This is a genomic window from Burkholderia sp. Bp9015 (genome assembly GCF_003853505.1).
Taxonomy (GTDB): Bacteria; Pseudomonadota; Gammaproteobacteria; order Burkholderiales; family Burkholderiaceae; genus Burkholderia.
In genome coordinates, this window is record NZ_QTPZ01000022.1 from 110,963 (window position 1) to 131,127 (window position 20,165).

At 66.2% G+C, this 20,165-nt stretch carries 16 protein-coding genes; 2 read left to right on the forward strand and 14 right to left on the reverse strand.

Features of this window, described 5'->3' with window-relative positions:
• Position 1: 1 nt before the first annotated feature.
• The 12 genes from murC to coq7 all read right to left on the reverse strand — a co-directional run bounded on the left by murC (position 2) and on the right by coq7 (position 14,030).
• Positions 2-1,399, reverse strand: a complete 1,398-nt coding sequence (gene murC, locus DIE12_RS23125) for a UDP-N-acetylmuramate--L-alanine ligase (RefSeq protein ID WP_044844234.1) — start codon at positions 1,397-1,399, stop codon at positions 2-4.
• Positions 1,396-2,499, reverse strand: coding sequence for an undecaprenyldiphospho-muramoylpentapeptide beta-N-acetylglucosaminyltransferase (murG, locus tag DIE12_RS23130; RefSeq protein ID WP_124520023.1), 1,104 nt, complete (start codon positions 2,497-2,499; stop codon positions 1,396-1,398). Before murG ends, murC begins: the two co-directional genes overlap by 4 nt.
• Positions 2,496-3,779, reverse strand: coding sequence for a putative lipid II flippase FtsW (gene ftsW / locus DIE12_RS23135; RefSeq protein WP_044844236.1), 1,284 nt, complete (start codon positions 3,777-3,779; stop codon positions 2,496-2,498). The genes murG and ftsW overlap by 4 nt, the downstream gene beginning before the upstream one ends.
• On the reverse strand, positions 3,776-5,287 hold the full coding sequence (gene murD / locus DIE12_RS23140; RefSeq protein ID WP_044844237.1) for a UDP-N-acetylmuramoyl-L-alanine--D-glutamate ligase: 1,512 nt from the start codon (positions 5,285-5,287) through the stop codon (positions 3,776-3,778). The genes ftsW and murD overlap by 4 nt, the downstream gene beginning before the upstream one ends.
• Positions 5,288-5,315: 28 nt before the next feature.
• Positions 5,316-6,485, reverse strand: coding sequence for a phospho-N-acetylmuramoyl-pentapeptide-transferase (gene mraY, locus DIE12_RS23145; protein ID WP_006752439.1), 1,170 nt, complete (start codon positions 6,483-6,485; stop codon positions 5,316-5,318).
• Between the two features lie 16 nt (positions 6,486-6,501).
• On the reverse strand, positions 6,502-7,908 hold the full coding sequence (murF, locus tag DIE12_RS23150) for a UDP-N-acetylmuramoyl-tripeptide--D-alanyl-D-alanine ligase (RefSeq protein WP_124520025.1): 1,407 nt from the start codon (positions 7,906-7,908) through the stop codon (positions 6,502-6,504).
• Positions 7,905-9,443: a UDP-N-acetylmuramoyl-L-alanyl-D-glutamate--2,6-diaminopimelate ligase gene (locus DIE12_RS23155; protein WP_124520027.1), complete on the reverse strand. Its 1,539-nt coding sequence runs from the start codon at positions 9,441-9,443 to the stop codon at positions 7,905-7,907. The genes murF and DIE12_RS23155 overlap by 4 nt, the downstream gene beginning before the upstream one ends.
• The gene (locus DIE12_RS23160; RefSeq protein ID WP_124520029.1) at positions 9,440-11,287 is read right to left on the reverse strand and encodes a penicillin-binding protein 2; all 1,848 of its coding nucleotides are present in this window, start codon (positions 11,285-11,287) and stop codon (positions 9,440-9,442) included. Before DIE12_RS23160 ends, DIE12_RS23155 begins: the two co-directional genes overlap by 4 nt.
• A complete protein-coding gene (gene ftsL, locus DIE12_RS23165) occupies positions 11,284-11,625 on the reverse strand; it encodes a cell division protein FtsL (RefSeq protein WP_044844241.1) in 342 nt (113 codons plus the stop codon). The genes DIE12_RS23160 and ftsL overlap by 4 nt, the downstream gene beginning before the upstream one ends.
• Complete coding sequence (gene rsmH, locus DIE12_RS23170; protein WP_124520031.1) at positions 11,622-12,563, reverse strand: 16S rRNA (cytosine(1402)-N(4))-methyltransferase RsmH; 942 nt, start codon at positions 12,561-12,563, stop codon at positions 11,622-11,624. The genes ftsL and rsmH overlap by 4 nt, the downstream gene beginning before the upstream one ends.
• 23 nt (positions 12,564-12,586) lie before the next feature.
• A complete protein-coding gene (gene mraZ, locus DIE12_RS23175) occupies positions 12,587-13,015 on the reverse strand; it encodes a division/cell wall cluster transcriptional repressor MraZ (protein ID WP_006400450.1) in 429 nt (142 codons plus the stop codon).
• A 388-nt stretch (positions 13,016-13,403) separates the two neighbouring features.
• On the reverse strand, positions 13,404-14,030 hold the full coding sequence (gene coq7 / locus DIE12_RS23180) for a 2-polyprenyl-3-methyl-6-methoxy-1,4-benzoquinone monooxygenase (RefSeq protein ID WP_059608158.1): 627 nt from the start codon (positions 14,028-14,030) through the stop codon (positions 13,404-13,406).
• 277 nt (positions 14,031-14,307) lie between these two features.
• Here coq7 and DIE12_RS23185 point away from each other — a divergent pair, with 277 nt between their 5' ends.
• Entirely contained in the window at positions 14,308-15,465 is a 1,158-nt protein-coding gene (locus DIE12_RS23185; RefSeq protein WP_044844243.1) for a porin, read from the forward strand.
• A 395-nt stretch (positions 15,466-15,860) separates the two neighbouring features.
• Here the strand turns inward: DIE12_RS23185 and DIE12_RS23190 are convergent, their stop codons facing one another.
• Positions 15,861-17,534, reverse strand: coding sequence for a long-chain fatty acid--CoA ligase (locus tag DIE12_RS23190; RefSeq protein ID WP_124520265.1), 1,674 nt, complete (start codon positions 17,532-17,534; stop codon positions 15,861-15,863).
• A 136-nt stretch (positions 17,535-17,670) separates the two neighbouring features.
• Complete coding sequence (locus DIE12_RS23195; protein ID WP_124520035.1) at positions 17,671-19,746, reverse strand: molybdopterin-dependent oxidoreductase; 2,076 nt, start codon at positions 19,744-19,746, stop codon at positions 17,671-17,673.
• Positions 19,747-19,965: 219 nt separating this feature from the next.
• On the opposite strand from DIE12_RS23195, the gene DIE12_RS38405 reads away from it, so the two are divergent.
• A partial coding sequence (locus DIE12_RS38405) for a hypothetical protein (RefSeq protein WP_221624282.1) occupies positions 19,966-20,165 on the forward strand: 200 nt, incomplete at its 3' end.

A 20,165-nucleotide genomic window follows, 5' to 3' on the forward strand; every position in this document is an offset into this window, starting at 1 on the left:
GTCATGCCTTCTGTTGAGTATGTTGCACGAGCTTCGCCGGCACGCCGCCGATCGAACCCGCGCCCATCGTGATCACCACGTCGCCGTTCTGCGCGACCTTCGCCAATGCATCCGGCACGTCGTCGACCGTCGCGACGAACACCGGGTCAACCTTCCCCACCGCGCGCAGCGCACGCGACAGCGCATCGCCGTTGGCCGTCGCGATCGCCGCTTCGCCCGCGGCATAAACTTCCGTCAGCACCAGCGCGTCGACCGTCGACAGTACGTTGACGAAATCGTCGAAGCAGTCGCGCGTGCGCGTGTAGCGGTGCGGCTGGAACGCCAGCACGAGGCGGCGGCCCGGGAACGCGCCGCGCGCGGCCGCGATCGTCGCGGCCATCTCGACCGGGTGGTGGCCGTAATCGTCGATCAGCGTGTACTGGCCGCCGTCCGCGCTCGGCACCTCGCCGTAGCGCTGGAAGCGCCGGCCGACGCCGTTGAATTCCGCGAGCGCCAGCTGGATCGCGTCGTCCGCCACGCCGAGATCGGTCGCGATCGCGATCGCCGCGAGCGCGTTCTGCACGTTGTGCAGGCCCGGCAGGTTCAGCACCACCGCGAGCGGCGCACGGCCTTCGCGGATCACCGTGAAGTGCATGCGGCCGTCGCGCGCGTCGATGTCTTCCGCGCGCACCTGCGCGTCCGGCGACAGCCCGTAGCGCACGACCGGCTTCGAGATGAACGGGATGATCTGCCGCACGTTCGGATCGTCGACGCACACCACCGCGCTGCCGTAGAACGGCAGGCGCTGCGTGAACTCGATGAACGCCTGCTTGAGCCGCGCGAAATCGTGGCCGTAAGTGTCCATGTGATCGGCGTCGATGTTCGTGATGACTTCGATCACCGGATACAGGTTCAGGAACGACGCGTCCGACTCGTCGGCCTCGGCGACGATGAAGTCGCCCGTGCCGAGCCGCGCGTTCGCGCCGGCGCTGATCAGCCGGCCGCCGATCACGAAGGTCGGGTCGAGGCCGCCTGCCGCGAGCACGCTCGCGACGAGGCTCGTCGTCGTGGTCTTGCCGTGCGTGCCGGCGATCGCGATGCCCTGCTTCAGGCGCATCAGTTCCGCGAGCATCACCGCGCGCTGCACGATCGGCACGCGCTGGCTACGCGCGGCCAGCACCTCGGGGTTGTCCGAGCGCACGGCCGTCGATACGACGACCGCGTTCGCGCCCTCGATGTTCGCCGCGTCGTGGCCGATCGCGATCCGCGCGCCGAGCGCCTCGAGACGGTCGGTCACCGCGTTGCGCGACAGGTCGGAGCCGCTGACCTCGTAGCCGAGGTTGACGAGCACTTCGGCGATGCCGCTCATGCCCGCGCCGCCGATCCCGACGAAATGAATGTGTTTGACGATGTGTTTCATTGCAGTTTTTCCAGGTTCGCGCCGGCCGCCTTCGCGCAGACACGCGCGACTTCGTCGGTGGCCTCGGGCTTCGCCAGCGAGCGCGAACGCTCCGCCATGTCCGCGAGCGACGCCCGCGACTGGCCGCGCAGCCAGTCGGCGAGCAGTTCCGCCGACAGGTCGCGTTGTTGCACCAGCACGGCCGCGCCCGCATCGGCGAGGAACGCGGCGTTGGTCGTCTGGTGGTCGTCGACCGCGTACGGGAACGGCACGAACAGCGCCGCCACGCCCACCGCCGCGATCTCCGACACCGTCATCGCGCCGGAACGGCAGATCACGAGATCCGCCGCCGCGTACGCGCTCGCCATGTCGTCGATGAACGGCACGAGCCGCACGTCTTCGCCGGCCGCGAAACCGGCCGCTTCGTAATTCGCCTTCAGCGCGTCGATGTGCTTCGCGCCGGCCTGGTGCACGACGCGCGGGCGCTCGTCCGGCCTCAGCAGCGCCAGCGCGCGCGGCACGACTTCGTTCAGCGCGGCCGCACCGAGGCTGCCACCGACGACCAGCACGTTCAGCGGGCCGCTGCGCGACGCATAGCGTGCTTTGGGCGGTTCCGTGTGCGCAAGTTCCGCACGAATCGGGTTGCCCGTCCATTCCGCGTGCGGCAGCGCGCCGGGAAACGCGACGAGCACGCGTTTGGCCAGTTTCGCGAGCACCTTGTTGGTCAGGCCCGCGATCGAATTCTGTTCGTGCAGCACGAGCGGACGACCCGACAGCGCGGCCATCACGCCCGCCGGGAACGTGATGTAGCCCCCCATCCCGAGCACGACGTCCGGCCGCACGCGGCGCAGCGCGCCGAGGCTCTGCCAGCATGCGCGCAGCAGGTTGAACGGCAGCGTCAGCTTGGTCTTCAGGCCCTTGCCGCGCAGTCCGCCGAAGCGCACGTATTCCATCGGAATGCCGTGCTTCGGCACGAGCGTCGCTTCCATCCCGGCCGGATTGCCGAGCCACACGACGCGCCAGCCCGCCGCTTCCATCCGGTGCGCGACCGCGAGCCCCGGGAACACGTGGCCCCCGGTGCCGCCTGCCATCACCATCAGCGTGCGTCGCGACGCGGTCATACCTTCCCTCCCCGCATCAGGACGCGATTTTCATAATCGACCCGCAGCAGCACCGCGAGCGCGACACAGTTCAGCAGGATGCCCGAACCGCCATAGCTCACGAGCGGCAGCGTCAGGCCCTTGGTCGGCAGCAGGCCGAGGTTCACGCCCATGTTGATGAACGTCTGCGCGCCGAACCAGATACCGATGCCCTTCGCCGTCAGGCCCGCGAACGTGCGATCGAGCGCGAGCGCCTGGCGGCCGATCTCGAACGCGCGGCGCACGATCCAGTAGAACAGCAGGATCACGACCATCACGCCGACGAAGCCGAGTTCCTCGCCGATCACCGCGAGGATGAAGTCGGTATGCGCTTCGGGCAGGTAGTTCAGCTTCTCGACGCTACCGCCGAGGCCGACGCCGAACCACTCGCCGCGGCCGAACGCGATCAGCGAATGCGTGAGCTGGTACGCCTTGCCCTGCGCATAGCGTTCGTCCCACGGATCGAGATACGCGAAGATCCGCTCGCGGCGCCACGGCGACAGCCATACGAGCATCGTGAAGGTGCCGACCGCCGTCGCGACCAGGCCGCCGAACAGCTTGCCGTTCACGCCGCCGAGGAACAGCACGCCCATCGCGATCGCGGCGACCACCATGAACGCGCCCATGTCCGGCTCGAGCAGCAGCAGCGCGCCGACGAGACCGACCGCGAACGCCATCGGCAGAAAGCCTTTCGCGAAGCTCTGCATGTACTCCTGCTTGCGCACCGTGTAGTTCGCCGCGTAGATCGTCACCGCGAGCTTCATGATTTCCGACGGCTGCATGTTCGTGATGCCGAGCGGAATCCAGCGGCGCGCGCCGTTCACGCCCTTGCCGACGTGCGGGATCAGCACGATCACGAGGCCGACCAGCGCGATCAGGAAGAGATGCGGCGCGTATTTGTCCCAGGTCGACACCGGCACGCGGAACGCGATCACCGCCGCGATGAACGCAACGACGAGCGACACGCAGTGGCGCATCAGGAACGCGTAATCGTGATACGACGCGTATTTCGGCGAATCGGGCATCGCGATCGACGCCGAATACACCATCACGACGCCGAGCCCGAGCAGCGCGATCGCGACCCACAGCAGCGAGTAGTCGAAGTCGAGCATCCGCGAGCGGCTCGGCCGCACGCCGTTGACGACGCTCGCGAGGCCGCCGGTCGCAGCGCGCGTGGCGGACGCGACGCGACCGCCGGCGGCATTGCCGCCGGTGTCGCGCCGGTCGTTGAAACGGGAGACGAGGCGATCGGACCAGCTCATGGCGTCGCTCCTTTGTCGATGGCGACTTCATCCACCGCCGCGCGGAACACCTCCGCGCGATGGGCGTAGTTCCTGAACATGTCGAGGCTCGCGCACGCGGGCGACAGCAGCACCGCATCGCCCGGCTCGGCGAGCTCGGCGGCGGCACGCACCGCGCCTTCGAGCGTCGCGTGGTCCGCGAGCGGCACGCCGGTTTCGGCGAGCGTGTCGCGAATCGCCGGCGCGTCGCGGCCGATCAGCATCACCGCACGACACCAGCGCGCGACCGGCGCGACCAGCGGCGCGAAATCCTGCCCCTTGCCGTCGCCGCCGGCGATCAGCACGATCTTCTGCGCGAGCCCGTCGAGCGCGGCCACCGTCGCGCCGACGTTCGTTCCCTTGCTGTCGTCGACGTAGTCCACGTCGTCGATCGTCGCGATCACTTCGACGCGATGCGCCTCGCCGCGGTATTCGCGCAGCGCGTGCAGCAGCGGCGCTGCGGCCAAGTCGATCGCACGCGCGAGCGCGAACGCGGCCAGCGCGTTCGCCGCGTTGTGCAGCCCGCGGATGCGCAGCGCGTCGACCGGCATCAGGCGCTTCTGCGCGATGTCGGGCGTATGCGCGCCGTCGCGCTTGCGCCGGCGGGTCGTCGTCGTTTCGTCCGGCGCGTCGCGGTCGACCGCTTCGACCAGCCACGCGATACCGTTATCGCGCGACAGCCCGTAGTCGCCGTCCTGCACCGGCTCGTTCAGCCCGAACGTGACCGTGCGCGCCGCATCGGCCGCGCCGGCGGCCGGCGCGAACTTCATCACGGCCGCATCGTCGCGGTTGAGCACGCGCGTGGTCGTCGCGCCGAAGATCCGGCCCTTCGCGGCCGCATACGCGTCGAAGCTGCCGTGCCAGTCGAGGTGATCCTGCGTGATGTTGAGAATCGCGGCCGCGTCGGGCGCGAACGTGCGCGCCGTCTCGAGCTGGAAGCTCGACAGTTCGAGCACCCAGACGTCGGGCAGCGCCGTCTCGTCGATCGCGCCCGCGAGCCGGTCGAGCATCGCCGGGCTGATGTTGCCGGCGACGGCGACCTTCTTGCCCGAACGCCGGCACAGCAGGCCCGTCAGGCTCGTCGTCGTGGTCTTGCCGTTGGTGCCGGTGATCGCGAGCACCTTCGGCTGGTAGCCGCTCGTGCCGAGCGCGCGCAGCGCCTGCGCGAAGAATTCCAGTTCGCCCCAGACCGCGATCGCGCGCTCGTTCGCGGCCGCGATCAGCGCCGCCAGCGCAGGTTCGAGCGGCGACAGGCCGGGGCTCAGCCCGACGATCTCGACGCCGCCGTCGAGCAGCGCGGGCGTGAACGGCCCGCCGACGAACTCCGCATCGATGCCTTCGGCCTGCAGCGCGGCAAGGTTCGGCGGCGCCTCGCGGGTATCGGCAATACGCAGCCGGCACCCGTGCCTCGCGCACCACCGCGCGATCGCGAGACCCGATTCACCGAGCCCCAGTACGAGCACCATCGGCCGCTGCCGATCTCCAAACATCTCGCCAGACATCCTTGTTACCTTTCCTTTACCGCAGCTTGAGGGTGGACAGACCGAACAGGCACAGCATCAGCGTGATGATCCAGAAACGCACCACCACCTGCGTTTCCTTCCAGCCGGACAATTCGAAATGGTGATGCAGCGGCGCCATCTTCAGCAGGCGCCGCCCTTCGCCGTAGCGCTTCTTCGTGTACTTGAACCACGACACCTGCAGCATCACCGACAGCGTTTCCGCGACGAAGATGCCGCCCATGATGAACAGCACGATTTCCTGGCGCACGATCACCGCGACCGTGCCGAGCGCGCCGCCGAGCGCCAGCGCGCCGACGTCTCCCATGAACACCTGCGCGGGGTGCGTGTTGTACCAGAGGAACGCGAGCCCTGCCCCGCCCATCGCAGAACAGAAGATCAGCAGTTCACCGGCGCCCGGGATGTGCGGGAACAGCAGGTATTTCGAATAGACCGAGCTGCCCATCACGTACGCGAACACGCCGAGCGACCCGCCGACCAGCACGACCGGCATGATCACGAGCCCGTCGAGGCCGTCGGTCAGGTTCACCGCGTTGCTCGCGCCGACGATCACGAAATACGTCAGCACGATGAAGCCCCAGACGCCCAGCGGATAGCTGATCGACTTCAGGAACGGCAGCATCAGGTCGGCCCGCGCCGGCAGCCCCATCGACAGGCCGCTCCTCACCCACGCCATGAACAGGTCGAACACGCGCACGTTGTTCGCCTCGGACACGCTGAATGCGAGGTAGACCGCCGCGAACAGCCCGATCACCGACTGCCAGAAATACTTTTCGCGCGACGACATCCCGCGCGGGTCCTTGTAGACGACCTTGCGGTAGTCGTCGACCCAGCCAATCACGCCGAAGCCGAACGTGACGAGCATCACGATCCAGATGAAACGGTTCGTCAGGTCGCCCCACAGCAGCGTCGCGACCGCGATGCCGATCAGGATCAGCACGCCGCCCATCGTCGGCGTGCCGGACTTGACGAGATGGCTTTGCGGGCCGTCCTTGCGCACGGCCTGCCCGACCTTCATTTGCGTCAGCTTGCGGATCACCCACGGTCCGCACACGAGCCCGATACCGAGCGCGGTGATGGTAGCCATCACCGCGCGGAACGTCAGGTACGTGAACAAGCGCAAAAAGCTTGCGTCTCCCTGCAGCCATTGCGCCAGCGCCAGCAGCATGCTTCCTTCCTTCTACTCAGTGTGCAGCGGGCACCGTGCCCGCCGCGGGTTGGTTCGTCAGCGCGTCGACCACGCGCTCCATCTTCATGTACCGCGAGCCCTTCACGAGCACCGTCGCCCGCGCGCCATAGCCCGCCGCGAGCAGCGCCGTCACCAGCGCGCCGACGTCGCCGAAGTGGCGGGCCGTCTCGCCGTACGCCGTGCACGCATCGCGCGACGCATCGCCGAGCGCGAACAGCGCATCGATGCCGCGCTCGCGCGCATACGCACCGATCTCCCGGTGAAACGCCGGGCCTTCGTCGCCGACTTCACCCATGTCGCCGATCACCAGCACGCGCGGCGCCGGATGGGCAGCAAGCACGTCGATCGCCGCACGCATCGAATCGGGGTTCGCGTTGTACGTATCGTCGACGACCGTCGCGCCCGCGAGGCTGCCGGCGATCGCCTGCTTCACCTGGAGCCGGCCCTTGACCGGTTCGAACGACTCGAGGCCCTGCTTGATCGCCGACAGTTCGACACCCGCGCCCAGCGCCGCGGCCGTCGCGGCCAGCGCGTTGCGCGCGTTGTGCTCGCCGAGCGCACGCAACCGCACCGTGACGGCGCCCGCCGGCGTGTCGATCGCGAGTTCGCCGCCGTGAAGGCGACCGACGACCTGCGCATCGTTCTGCCGTTCGGCGTCGTGCAGTGCGAAATCGAGGATCCGGTTGCCGGTCGCCGCGACGCGCCAGATGCCCGCGTACGCATCGTCGGCCGGGAACACCGCGACGCCGTCCGGCGGCAGCGCGTGGATCACGGCCGCGTGTTCGAGCGCGACGGCTTCGACCGTCGCCATGAATTCCTGGTGTTCGCGCTGCGCGTTGTTGACGAGCGCGACCGTGGGCGCGGTGAGGCGCGCCAGAACTTCGGTCTCGCCCGGGTGGTTCATGCCGATCTCGATCACTGCGAGGCGATGCGCGGTCGACAGGCGCAGCAACGTCAGCGGCAGCCCGACGTCGTTGTTCAGGTTGCCGGCCGTCGCGAGCCGCGCGTCGGTACCGACCGCCGCGGCGAAGATCGACGCGATCATTTCCTTGACGGTCGTCTTGCCGTTGCTGCCCGTCACCGCGACGAGCGGCAGCGCGAATCGTTTGCGCCAGCCGTGCGCGAGCGCGCCGAGCGCGGCACGCGTTTCGCCGCCTTCGATCGCCGGCATCGCGAGACCCGCCGGCACGTGTGCGACGAGCGCCGCCGACGCGCCGCACGCGGCCACGTCGCCGAGGAAGTCGTGCGCGTCGAAGCGCTCGCCCTTCAGCGCGACGAACAGGTCGCCAGGGCCGACCGTGCGGCTGTCCGTCGACACGCGCTCGAACGTGGTGTCCGGATCGCCGTGGACGGTGGCGCCGGGAATCAGGCGGGCGGCTTCGCCCAGACTGAGCATCGTCATTCGCCGCCTCCCTTGCCATGCGTCGCGCGTGCCGCGAGTGCGAGCCGCGCGTGATCCTGATCGGAGAACGTGCGCTTCTTGCCCATGATTTCCTGCGTTGCCTCGTGCCCCTTGCCGGCCAGCACGACGACATCCTCGCGGGCGGCGCCGCGCACGGCCTGCAGGATCGCGCTCGCGCGATCCTCGATGCGGCGTGCGCGATCGGGCGCGGTCATGCCCGCGATGACCTGGTCGATGATGCGCTGCGGATCCTCGCTGCGCGGGTTGTCGCTCGTGACGACGACTTCGTCGGCGAGCCGCTCGGCGATCGCGCCCATCAGCGGACGCTTGGTCGCATCGCGATCGCCGCCGCAGCCGAACATGCAGACGAGCCGTCCGCCGCGCGCCGCCGCGATCGGGCGCAACGCGTCGAGCGTCTTCTCGAGCGCGTCGGGCGTATGTGCATAGTCGATCACGACCAGCGGTTCATCGTTCGCCAGCCGGCCGCCAAGGCGCTGCATGCGGCCGTTGACGGACTCGAGCCGCGCAATTTCCGCGACCGCCGCGTCGAACGGCAAGTCGGCCGCGAGCAGCGAGCCGAGCACCGCGAGCAGGTTGCTGACGTTGAAGGTGCCGAGCGTGCCGACCTCGATGTCCGCGTCGCCCCACGACGAGCGCAGGCGGAATGCCGTGCCCGTGGCGGTCGCGCGCACGTCGAGCGCGACCAGCTCGCGATCGGCGTCGGCTGCGTGCACGTCGCCGATCCCGTAGGCGATCGTGCGCACGCGGCCGGCCAGCTTCTCGAGCAGGCGGCGGCCGGCTGCGTCGTCGCGATTGACGACCGCCGCGCGCAGGCCACGCCATGCGAACAGCTTCGACTTCGAGGCTTCGTACGCATCGAACGTGCCGTGATAGTCGAGGTGATCCTGCGTGAGGTTCGTGAACACGGCGATGTCGAATGCCGTGCCGTTCACGCGGCCCTGGTGCAGCGCGTGCGATGACACTTCCATCGCGACGGCCTTTGCGCCCGCGTCGTGCAGTTGCGCGAGGCTGCGCTGCAGCTGCGGCGCGTCCGGCGTCGTGAAGCCGGTCGGCACCAGCTGCCCCGGCATGCCGCTGCCGAGCGTGCCGATCAGCGCGCACGGCTGGTGCAGCGCCGTCAGCGCGGCCGCGATCCAGTGCGTGCACGACGTCTTGCCGTTGGTGCCGGTCACGCCGATGGCGAGCAGACTGTCGCTCGGGTCGCCGTACCAGCCGCTGGCGATCTCACCGGCCAGCTGGTCGAGCGCCGGCACCGCGAGTGCGACGGGTGCGACCGGCGCGGCTGCAAGGCCTTCCGGCTGATACAGCACGGCGGCCGCACCGCGGGAGACGGCCTCGGCAATGAAGGCGCGATTGTCTGCCCCGTCGACCGCATAGCCGAGAAACACGTCGCCTGCCTGCAGGCTGCGCGTGTCGGCATGCAGTTGCGCCGCGGGGGCCACATGCTGGCGCAGCCACGCAAGCGCGGCCGCGATCTGCTGATGCGCCGGATGGGAACTGCGAGCGGCGCTCATCGAACAACTCCTGGTGAATTACGTGTCGTGCTGGATACGATCATATGCTTCGCACTGCCGCCGGCGGCGAGCTTTTGCGGGCCCGTCTTGGCGGGCGTGCCCGGCGTGTCGTCGGACACGACCAGTTGCTTGATCGGCATGTTCGGCGGCACGTTCAGCGCACGCATCGTGTCGCCCGCGATCGCCGAGAATACGGGGCCCGACACCTGGCCGCCGAAGTGGCTGCCGGCGGTCGGCTCGTCGACCGACACCGCGATCACGACGCGCGGATTCGGCATCGGCGCCATCCCGACGAACGACGCGCGGTACTTGCGCGTGTAGCCGTGACCCTCATGCTTGTACGCGGTACCGCTCTTGCCGCCGACCCGATAACCCGGCACGGCCGCATCCGGCGACGTGCCGCCCGGCGCGACCACCGTCTCGAGCATCGCGCGCACTTCGCGCGCGGTGGTCGGGTTGAACACCTGCGTGCCCACGATCGGCTGATTGGGGTCGGTCTTGAAAATGGTCACGGGCATCAGCTCGCCGTCGTGCGCGATCGCCGTGTAGGCGCGTGCGAGCTGGAACAGCGACACCGACAGGCCGTAGCCGTACGACATCGTCGCCTGCTCGATGCGCCGCCAGTTCTTCCACGGACGCAGGCGGCCGGCCACCGCGCCCGGGAACCCGACCTTCGGCGCCTGACCGAGGCCGATGCTCGTATACATATTCCACATTTCCTCGGGCCGCATCGTCATCGCGATCTTCGTCGCGCCGATGTTGCTCGACTTCTGGATCACGCCGCCGACCGTCAGCGTGCCGAAACCCGCGTCGTCGGTGATCGGCGCGCCATCGAGCACGAAATGCCCGTTGCCCGTTTCGACGAGCGTGTTCGGCGTCACGCGGTGCAGGTCGAGCGCGAGCGACACCGTAAACGGCTTCATGATCGAGCCCGGCTCGAACACGTCGGTCATGATCCGGTTGCGCAACTGCTCGCCCGTCATGCGCGAACGGTCGTTCGGGTTGTAGGTCGGGTAGTTGACGAGCGCGAGCACCTCGCCGGTACGCACGTCGACCACCATCGCCGCGCCGGCCTTCGCCTTGAACTTCTCGACGGCGGCCTTCAGGTTCGCATACGCGATGTACTGGATCTTGCTGTCGATCGACAGGTCGACGTCCGTCCCGTTGTGCGGCGGGATCTGCTCGGCGACGTCCTCGACGATGTGCCCCATCCGGTCCTTGATCACGCGGCGCACGCCGGACGTGCCGGACAGCATCTTCTGGTCGCCGAGCTCGACGCCTTCCTGCCCTTCGTCCTCGACGTTCGTGAAGCCGATCAGGTGAGCAGTGATCTCGCCTTCCGGATAGAAACGCTTGTATTCGTTGCGCTGATAGACGCCGGGGATGTCGAGCGCGGCGACCTTGTCCGCGATGTCGATCGGCACCTGGCGCTTCACGTAGACGAATCCCTTGTCTTCCGACAGCTTCACGCGCAGTTCCTTCGGCGTCATGCCGAGGAGCTTGCCGAGCTGATTGACCTTGTCCGCGCCGAGATCGTCCGGCACGGCATCCGGAATCGCCCAGATCGCGCGCACGGGCAGGCTCGTCGCGAGCACGAGCCCGTTACGGTCGAGGATCTTGCCGCGCGTGGCCGGCAGCTCGATCGTGCGCTGGTAGCGGCTTTCGCCCTGCTTCTGATAGAACGCGTTGCCGGGCCCCTGGATCCAGAACGCCCGCGCGGCCAGTGCGACGAACGCCATGAACAGCAGGAACACGACGAATTTCGAGCGCCACATCGGCAGGTGCACGCCGAGCACGGGGCTCGACGAGAATTTCACGTCCTGGCGCTTTTGTGCCGGCTTCATCGCGCGCCTCCCCCGCCCTTGGCGGCCGTCTCGGCCGAAGCCGGAATCGGTGCGTCGATCGCCTTCACGGCGCCCGGCGGCAGCGTCAGGTATTGGGTGCGACCCGTCGTGATCGCCTGCATCTTCAGCGAATCGTTCGCGAGTTGCTCGATACGCGACGTCTTCGACAGCGCGCTCTGCTGATATTGAAGCTGCGCGTAGTCCTGCTGGAGCTGACGCTCCTGCGACTGCGCACGCTGCAGCTGGATGAAGATCTGGCGCTGCTGGTTCGTCGAATTGACGACCGACAGCGCGCAGCCCATCACGATGATCAGCAGGAAGATATTGAAGCGGCTCATGGCGTGACGCGCTCCGCGATGCGCATCACGGCCGACCGGGCGCGCGGATTCGCGGCAACTTCCGCTTCGCTCGGAAACTGGCGGCTGATGATCTTGAGCGGCGGGCTCGGGAGGTCGACGGCGCGGATCGGCAGGCGACGATCGACCGCAGGCGCGCTCGCGTGCGCCTGCATGAATCGCTTGACGATCCGGTCCTCGAGTGAATGAAAGCTGATGACCACCAGCCGCCCCCCTTGCTCCAGCAACGACAATGCCGTGTCTAGTACGACTTGCAGGTCCGCAAGCTCTTGATTGACGTGAATCCGTATAGCCTGAAAGGTGCGGGTTGCCGGATCCTTGCCCTTCTCACGGGTTTTGACGACGTTACCCACGATTTGGGCAAGCTCGCCCGTGGTGTCGAGAGGCCCAAGACGGTCGGACTCTGCCCGGCGAGCAACAAGCGCCTTTGCAATCTGAAAAGCAAACCGTTCTTCCCCATAATCCCGTATCACCTCCGTCAATTCCTGCACCGAAGCCCGCGCGAGCCACTCGGCCGCCGACTCGCCGCGCGTCGGATCCATTCGCATGTCCAGCGGGCCATCCGCGCGAAAGCTGAAGCCGCGCGCCGGATCGTCCACCTGCGGCGAGGACACGCCCAGGTCCAGCAACACACCCGACACCTTCTCGACGCCGCGCGCCGCAAGCGCGTCGCGCATCGATGCAAAGCTGTCATGCACGATCGAGAAGCGCGCATCCTCGATGCGCTGCGCCGTCTCGATCGCCCTCGGATCCTTGTCGAACGCGATCAGCCGGCCGGCCGCCGCCAGCCGCGCGAGCACCGCGCGGCTGTGACCGCCGCGCCCGAACGTACCGTCGACATAAATGCCGTCCGGCCGCGTCACGAGCGAATCGACCGCTTCGTCCAGAAGCACGGTCCGATGCTGCAATTCGTTTCCCATCGCGGGCGTCTCCGTCACCGCAATCAGAACGTGAAATTCTTCAGCGCGTCGGGCATGCCCTGCGCCATCGCTGCCTGCTCCTTCGCGATGTAGGTCTGCGAATCCCACAGCTCGAAGTGACTACCCATTCCCAACAACATGACTTCCTTTTCCAGTCCGGCCGCCATCCGCAGCTCGGGCGATACGAGAATCCGGCCCGCGCTGTCGAGATCGACATCCATTGCATTGCCGAGAAAGATCCGCCGCCACCAATGTGCATCCATCGGCAGCGCGGCGATCTTGGCGCGGAATACCTCCCATTCGGGGCGCGGAAACAGCAACAGGCAGCCGTCCGGGTGCTTGGTCACAGTCACCCGTCCTTCTGCCTGTCCTTGCAGCGCTTCGCGATAGCGAGCCGGCACCGACATCCGCCCTTTCGCATCGAGCGTCAGCGCCGACGCCCCTTGGAACACTTTCCGCTCTCCCGTTCAGGGCACCGAAGCACCCGCTCAACGCTCAAGAATTTAGCCCGAATAGCCCGCCAAATCACACAAAAATACACTTTCTCACACTGTCTCCCACTTTAGAGGAAGGGTTTGGCACGGTCAAGGGAGCGGCCCGGTTTTTTGACGAATTTTGTTAGTTAGAACAAGGACTTACGCGCACATGCTCATGCGGCCCCTCATACCAAAAACCGTTATAAATGAATGAGCTAGTGCAACTTGTGAAGGTGATACGTGAGAAAGGCGGGCCAGACTGGCGTGCGGACGGGGCTTTCGGGGGCGGGAAAACGCGGAAAAAACGGGCGGTATCGATGGGTGACGGAGGTGGGCGGCGTCATGCGCCGCCCACCTCCGAATGTCACAGATAGTATGCAGTGCTCGTCATGACTTTCGACGCGGCGCGCATCAGCATCCGTGCGGGCAGCGGCAGTTCGATCCCGCCGGCATCGGTCGCGGCCTTGCCGTGCTTCACCTCGTCGAGCCGCATCTGCTCGACGATCGCGCGCGACGCCGTGTCGGTCGCCGGCAGCTCGGACAGGTGCCCGTCGAGGTGGCTCTCGACCTGACGCTCCGTCTCCGCCATGAAGCCGAGGCTGACCTTGTCGCCCAGCGTGCCGGCGACGACACCGATCGCGAGCGCGCCGGCGTACCACAGCGGGTTGAGCAGGCTCGGACGCGAATCGAGTTCCTTCAGCCGGTGCGCGGTCCACGCGAGATGATCTTCCTCCTCGCGCGCGGCTTCCTCGAACATCGCCTTCGACGACGACGAGCGCGCGGTCAGCTTCTGCGCCTGATAAAGCGCCTGCGCACAGACCTCGCCGACGTGGTTCACGCGCATCAGCCCTGCGGCATGCGTGCGCTCCGCGGGGGTCAGTTCGCCGGCCGGCGGCTCCGCCGGCGCGGGCACTGGGCGGCTCATCCGGCTAATGCCGGTCAGCGATCGCAGGCCGCGATCGAATTCGCTGATCAGTTCGTCCAACACCATCCTGTTCTCCTGGCTGCGTGCGCTGCCGCGGGCGGCAACGGCACGTGCTCCGCTACGTAACCGACTTGATTATTCAGCGGAAATTGCGGTTAACCCGTGATTTTAACCATTGTTGCATAAAGGAAACATGGGAACCTTGAGCCACGGCATTTCGCTTTGTCGGAAAAATCGGCTTTGCTACATTACGTGCGACTTCTTGCGAAGTTGATGGGGCCCGTCAACACACCATAACTATCCGCCCCGCCAAAAAAATTCAGTGATTCTTGGAGATCCGTTAATGAAAAAGTCGCTTCTCGCGCTCGTCGCGCTGGGCGCGTTTGCTGGCGCTGCACATGCGCAAAGCAGCGTGACGCTTTACGGCATCATCGATGAAGGCTTCATCTTCAACAACAACGCCAAGGGCGGCCACCTGTACGGCCTGGCAAGCGGCGTGATGCAAGGCAGCCGCTTCGGCCTGCGCGGCACCGAAGATCTGGGCAGCGGCCTGAAGGCAATCTTCGTGCTCGAGAACGGTTTTGACGTCAACTCCGGCAAGCTCGGCCAGGGCGGCCTGATGTTCGGCCGCCAGGCTTACGTCGGCCTGTCGAGCCAGTACGGTACGGTCACGCTGGGTCGCCAGTACGACTCCGTCGTCGACTTCGTCGGCCCGCTCGAGGCAGGCGACCAGTGGGGCGGCTACATCGCCGCTCACCCGGGCGACCTCGACAACTTCAACAACGCTTACCGTGTGAACAACGCGGTCAAGTACACGAGCCCGACCTACGGCGGCTTCTCGTTCGGCGGCCTGTACAGCTTCGGCGGTCAAGCCGGCCAGTTCTCGAAGAACCAGGTCTGGTCGCTCGGCGCCGGTTACAACAACGGCCCGCTGGTGTTGGGTGTCGGCTACTTGAACGCACGTACGCCGGCGAACTTCGGCGGCATGTTCAATACGGGCGCGTCGGCTGCGGCGACGGCCGTGTCGTCGCCGGTCTACGGCGCGTATGCGAACAGCGCGAACACGTACCAGGTCATCGGTGCGGGCGGCGCATACACGTTCGGCGCAGCGACGATCGGCGCGACGTACTCGAACACGAAGTTCAAGGGCTTCTCGGTCGGTCCGTTCGTGAACCAGACCGCGACCTTCAACAACGGCGAAATCAACTTCAAGTATCAGTTGACCCCGGCATTGATCGTCGGTGCGGCGTACGACTACACGCAAGGCAGCAAGATCGACGGCAACTCGGCAGCCAAGTACCACCAGGGCTCGCTGGGCGTCGACTACTTCCTGTCGAAGCGCACGGACGTCTACGTGATCGGCGTGTACCAGCATGCATCGGGCAACACGCTCGACTCGGCAGGCAACGTCGTTCAGGCACATGCTTCGATCAACGGTCTCGATCCGTCGACGACCAGCAACCAGGTCGCGGCGCGTGTCGGTATCCGTCACAAGTTCTAATCAGCTTGCCTGACAAGCCGCAGCATCTTGAAGGCGCCTTCGGGCGCCTTTTCTTTTGGGGCTGCGAAGCGGTGTGCGGTGTGCGGTGTGCGGTGTGCGGTGTGCGGTGTGCGGTGTGCGGTGTGCGCGGAATGATCGCCGGGTCACGCGCTCTTGGCGACGAATCGTTCGCGACGCTGACTCGACACGAACGCCACCATTTGCCGACTCCGGCGTGCAGCGAAGTGCCGCCCCGTTCGAATCGAATCGGCGGCGGGCGGCCCGACCGGGGCGCTCCGCCCGCCGCGGCGCGCCCGGACGAACGCGCGCCGTTCCGATATGGCGCGGCAGCCCTGATGCCGCACCACAAACAAAAGAGCCCGGCACAGACCGGGCTCCTTCGTTCGACTTGAGTGTTACGCGCGTCCGTCGCGCAGCTCGCGCCGCAGGATCTTGCCGACGTTCGTCTTCGGCAGCTCCGTGCGGAACTCGACGAGTTTCGGCCGCTTGTAACCGGTGAGCCGCTCCTTGCAGTACGCGAGGATGTCCTTGTCGGTCAGCGCCGGATCCTTCTTCACGACGAACAGCTTCACGGCTTCGCCCGAATGCTCGTCTGGCACGCCGACCGCCGCCACCTCGAACACGCCCGGGTGCGACGCCACCACGTCCTCGACCTCGTTCGGATACACGTTGAAACCGGATACCAGGATCATGTCCTTCTTCCGGTCGACGATTTTCACGTAACCGCGCGCGTCCATCACGCCGACGTCACCGGTCTTGAAGAAACCGTCCGCGAACATGACCTTCGCGGTTTCTTCCGGGCGGTTCCAGTAGCCGGCCATGACCTGCGGCCCGCGGATGCAGATCTCGCCCGGCTCGCCGAGCGCGACGTCGTTGCCGGCGTCGTCGCGGATGGCAATTTCGGTCGACGGCAGCGGCAGGCCGATCGTCCCGCTGTACTCGGTCGCCGTCACGGGGTTGCAGGTCGCGACCGGCGACGTTTCGGACAGGCCGTACCCTTCGATGATCGCCGTTTGGGTCTTCTCGTACCAGCGCTTCGCGACGCCTTCCTGGATCGCCATGCCACCGCCGTTGGCGATCACGAGCTTCGACAGGTCGAGCTGGTTGAATTCGGGATGGTTCAGCATTGCGTTGTACAGCGTGTTGACGGCGGGAATCGTCGAAATCTGGTATCCCTTCAGTTCCTTGATCATGCCGCCGATGTCGCGCGGATTCGGAATCAGGATGCCCATGCCGCCCGTGCGCATCGCCAGGAAGCCGCAGACCGTCAGCGCGAACACGTGATAGAGCGGCAGCGCGACTACCGTCACGAATTGCTTCACCTCCGGGTACTTCGCGTGCGCGGGATGGTGCCAGGCGCCGGCCTGCAGCACGTTCGACACGATGTTCCGGTGCAGCAGCGTCGCGCCCTTCGCGACACCCGTCGTACCGCCCGTGTACTGGAGGAACGCGACGTCGTCTGGGCCGATCTTCGGCGGCTTGAAGGTCTGCCGCGCCCCTTCGGACAGCGCGGCCTTGAAGCGCGTGAACGACGGGAGCTGCCAGGCCGGCACCATCTTCTTCACGTTGCGTACGACGTAATTGACGAGCCAGCCCTTGATGCCCAGCAGGTCGCCCATCGACGCGACCACGACATGCTTGACGTCGGTATTGGCGATAACGGCCTGCAACGTCGACGCGAAATTCTCGAGAATGACGATCGCCTCGGCCCCGCTGTCCTTCAGCTGATGTTCGAGCTCGCGCGGCGTATAGAGCGGGTTGACGTTGACGACGGTGTAGCCCGCGCGGAGCACGGCAACGATCGCCACCGGGTACTGCAGCACGTTCGGCATCATGAGCGCGACGCGTGCGCCGCGCTTCAGGCCACGCGACTGCAGCCACGCGCCGAACCGGCGTGACAGTGCATCGAGTTCGCCGTACGTGATGCTCTTGCCCATGCAGACGAACGCCTTGCGGTCGCGATACTGCCTGAAGCTCTCGTCGAGGAGATCCGGGACGGAAGGATATGGAGACGCGTCGATTTCGGCTGGAACGCCGGGTGGGTACGATTTCAGCCAAATTTTATCCATACCGCGCGTCTCCTCACTGATTTTCGAATGGTCGTGCTAAAACGCATCGTAGCGGCTCGCCCGTCCTGAGACAACAGGGTTAGATGTCCACTTCGAACTTTCGAACGCATTCGTCCGATCATATCTGGAAGTTCCGTCAAGTCCGCTCAACTTCCACCAAACAATCGTAAAAGGTCGCCGAGTTGCCGAGGTCGGTCAGCGCCTGACTCGTCACTTCGTTCGTGTTCCGACCGTCCGCCGACAATTTCTTCCACCAGATCGACAGTCCGACGACGAGCCCCGCCCGCGCGCGATCAGTCACTCTTGCGACCGCCTGCATCGATCCGCGGTCGTTGAATATGCGTACGACGTCGCCCTCCGCGATGCCGCGCGCATCGGCGTCGGCCGGGTGAATATCGAGATGCGGCTGGCCTTCCGTGCTGCGCAGGCTGTCCACGTTCACGAACGTGCTGTTCAGGAAGTGCCGGGCCGGCGGCGAAATCATCGCGAGCGGGTAGCGGGCGGCGAGTTCAGGCGCCGCCTCCGCCGATTCGAACGGCGGCAGGTAATCGGGCACCGGGTCCATGCCCATCTGCTCGAGTCGCGCGCTGTAGAATTCGCATTTGCCGGACGGTGTGCGAAAGCCGCCATTCGCGAAAGGCGCGTCCGCAACCTTGAGCTTCAGCCAGCCGGCACGCTTCAACGTCTCCCAGTCGCTGTCGAGTGCCGGATCGTCCCAGCGAAGCGCCGCCTGCGCGACCTCTTCGTCGCTGTGATAAAGCGCGGGCTCGTCCAGCCCCATGCTGCGCGCAATGCCGCGAAAGATTTCGGTGTTCGGTCGTGCGTCGCCGACCGGCGGAATCGCCGGCAGATTCGCCATCACATAGGTGTGGCCGTACGACTTGTGGACGTCGAGATGCTCGAGCTGCGTCGTGGCCGGCAACACAATGTCGGCGAAGTCGACGGTATCTGTCTTGAAGTGCTCGAGAACGACCGTGAACAGGTCTTCGCGCGCGAACCCGGCGGCGACTTTCGACGAGTCGGGGGCAACCGCAACCGGATTCGAGTTGTAGACGATCACTGCTTCGACCTTCGGCCCGAAAGTCGCGTCGCCCGGATGCAGCAGTGCATCGCCGATGGCATTCATGTTGATGATGCGCGGCAGTTTCTGCGGCCAGCCGGGCATCAGATCGGGGCGCAGCAGCGCCGCCTGATTGACCGGTGCAGATTCCGACGACGACAGCAGCAGCCCGCCGGCCCGGTCGCGCCACGCGCCCGTCAGCGCAGGCAGGCTCGCAATCGCGCGCACGGCGTTGCCGCCCCCGCGCACGCGCTGCATGCCGTAATTGAGGCGGATCGATGCCTTGCGGGTCGCGCCGTAACGACGTGCGAGTTCGATCAGTTCCGACGCCTCGATGCCGCAGATTTGCGCGACACGCTCCGGCGGATAGGACAGGGCTCGCGCCTTGAGCGCATCGAAGCCGAGCGTATGGCGTGCGATGTAGTCGTGATCGAGCAGATCCTCGGTGATCAGTACATGCATCATGCCGAGTGCGAACGCTCCGTCGGTGCCCGGTTTCAATGCGATGTGCTGATGGCATTTCTCTGCCGTCAGCGAGCGGTAGGGATCGATTGCGACGAGACGGGCGCCGCGACGCTTGGCTTCCTGCGCACGGGTCCAGAAATGCAGGCTGGAGGCGATCGGGTTGGCGCCCCAGATCAGGATCAACTCGCTTTCCTCGAAATGCTCGAGATGCATGCCGACGCTTCCGCCATACGTATAGCGCAGCCCTGCTGCGCCGGCCGCCGCGCAGATGGCCCGCTCGAGCCGGGACGCACCGAGTTTATGGAAGAACCGCTGGGCGATGCCTTCGCCCTGCACGAGCCCCATCGTTCCCGCGTAGCTGTACGGCAGGATCGCCTCCGGCGCGCGCGCGGCGATTTCGCCGAGACGACGACCGATCTCGTCGAATGCTTCGCTCCAGCTGATCGGCACGAAGCGCCCCTCCCCCTTCGCGCCCACGCGCTTGAGGGGAACAGTGAGTCGGTCGGGATGATGAACGCGGTCGGCGTATCGGCTGACTTTCGTACACAGCACGCCTTGCGTCGGCGGATGGTCGGGATCGCCCGCGACCTTGATCGCCCGACCGTTTTCGACGGTCACACGCATTGCGCACGTGTCCGGACAATCGTGCGGGCATACGGCCCGAGCTATCTGAGTGGCGGCGTTCATCGTTCTGGATGCTACTGGGGTGGAGATTCGCAAATTCTACGTGGCCACGCCGAATAAGGCGTCATTTCGCACGAGTTTCCGGCCTATTTGGCTAAAAAGCGGAGGCGGCGGATGGCGAATATCGATACGGGACGAACTTTGAAAAGTCGGTGCGACGATGTGGAGCGGGTATGAATGGTGCCAGGCCAGCGGCTTCGCCGAGTTCGCGCGAGTCGATTATTGACCGAAGATAGAAGCGAACAGGCGGGCGAATGGTCCTGGAGGATGGAAAGTGGATATGCGTTGCGGCTTGAGCAAAAAACGGGAGAGATTCGACGGCCTGAGATCGCGTATTTCTTTGCCGCAAATGCAAAAACCCCCGCCTTTTCGGGCGGGGGTTTCTGGCTTAGGGAGCCTGACGATTACCTACTTTCACACGG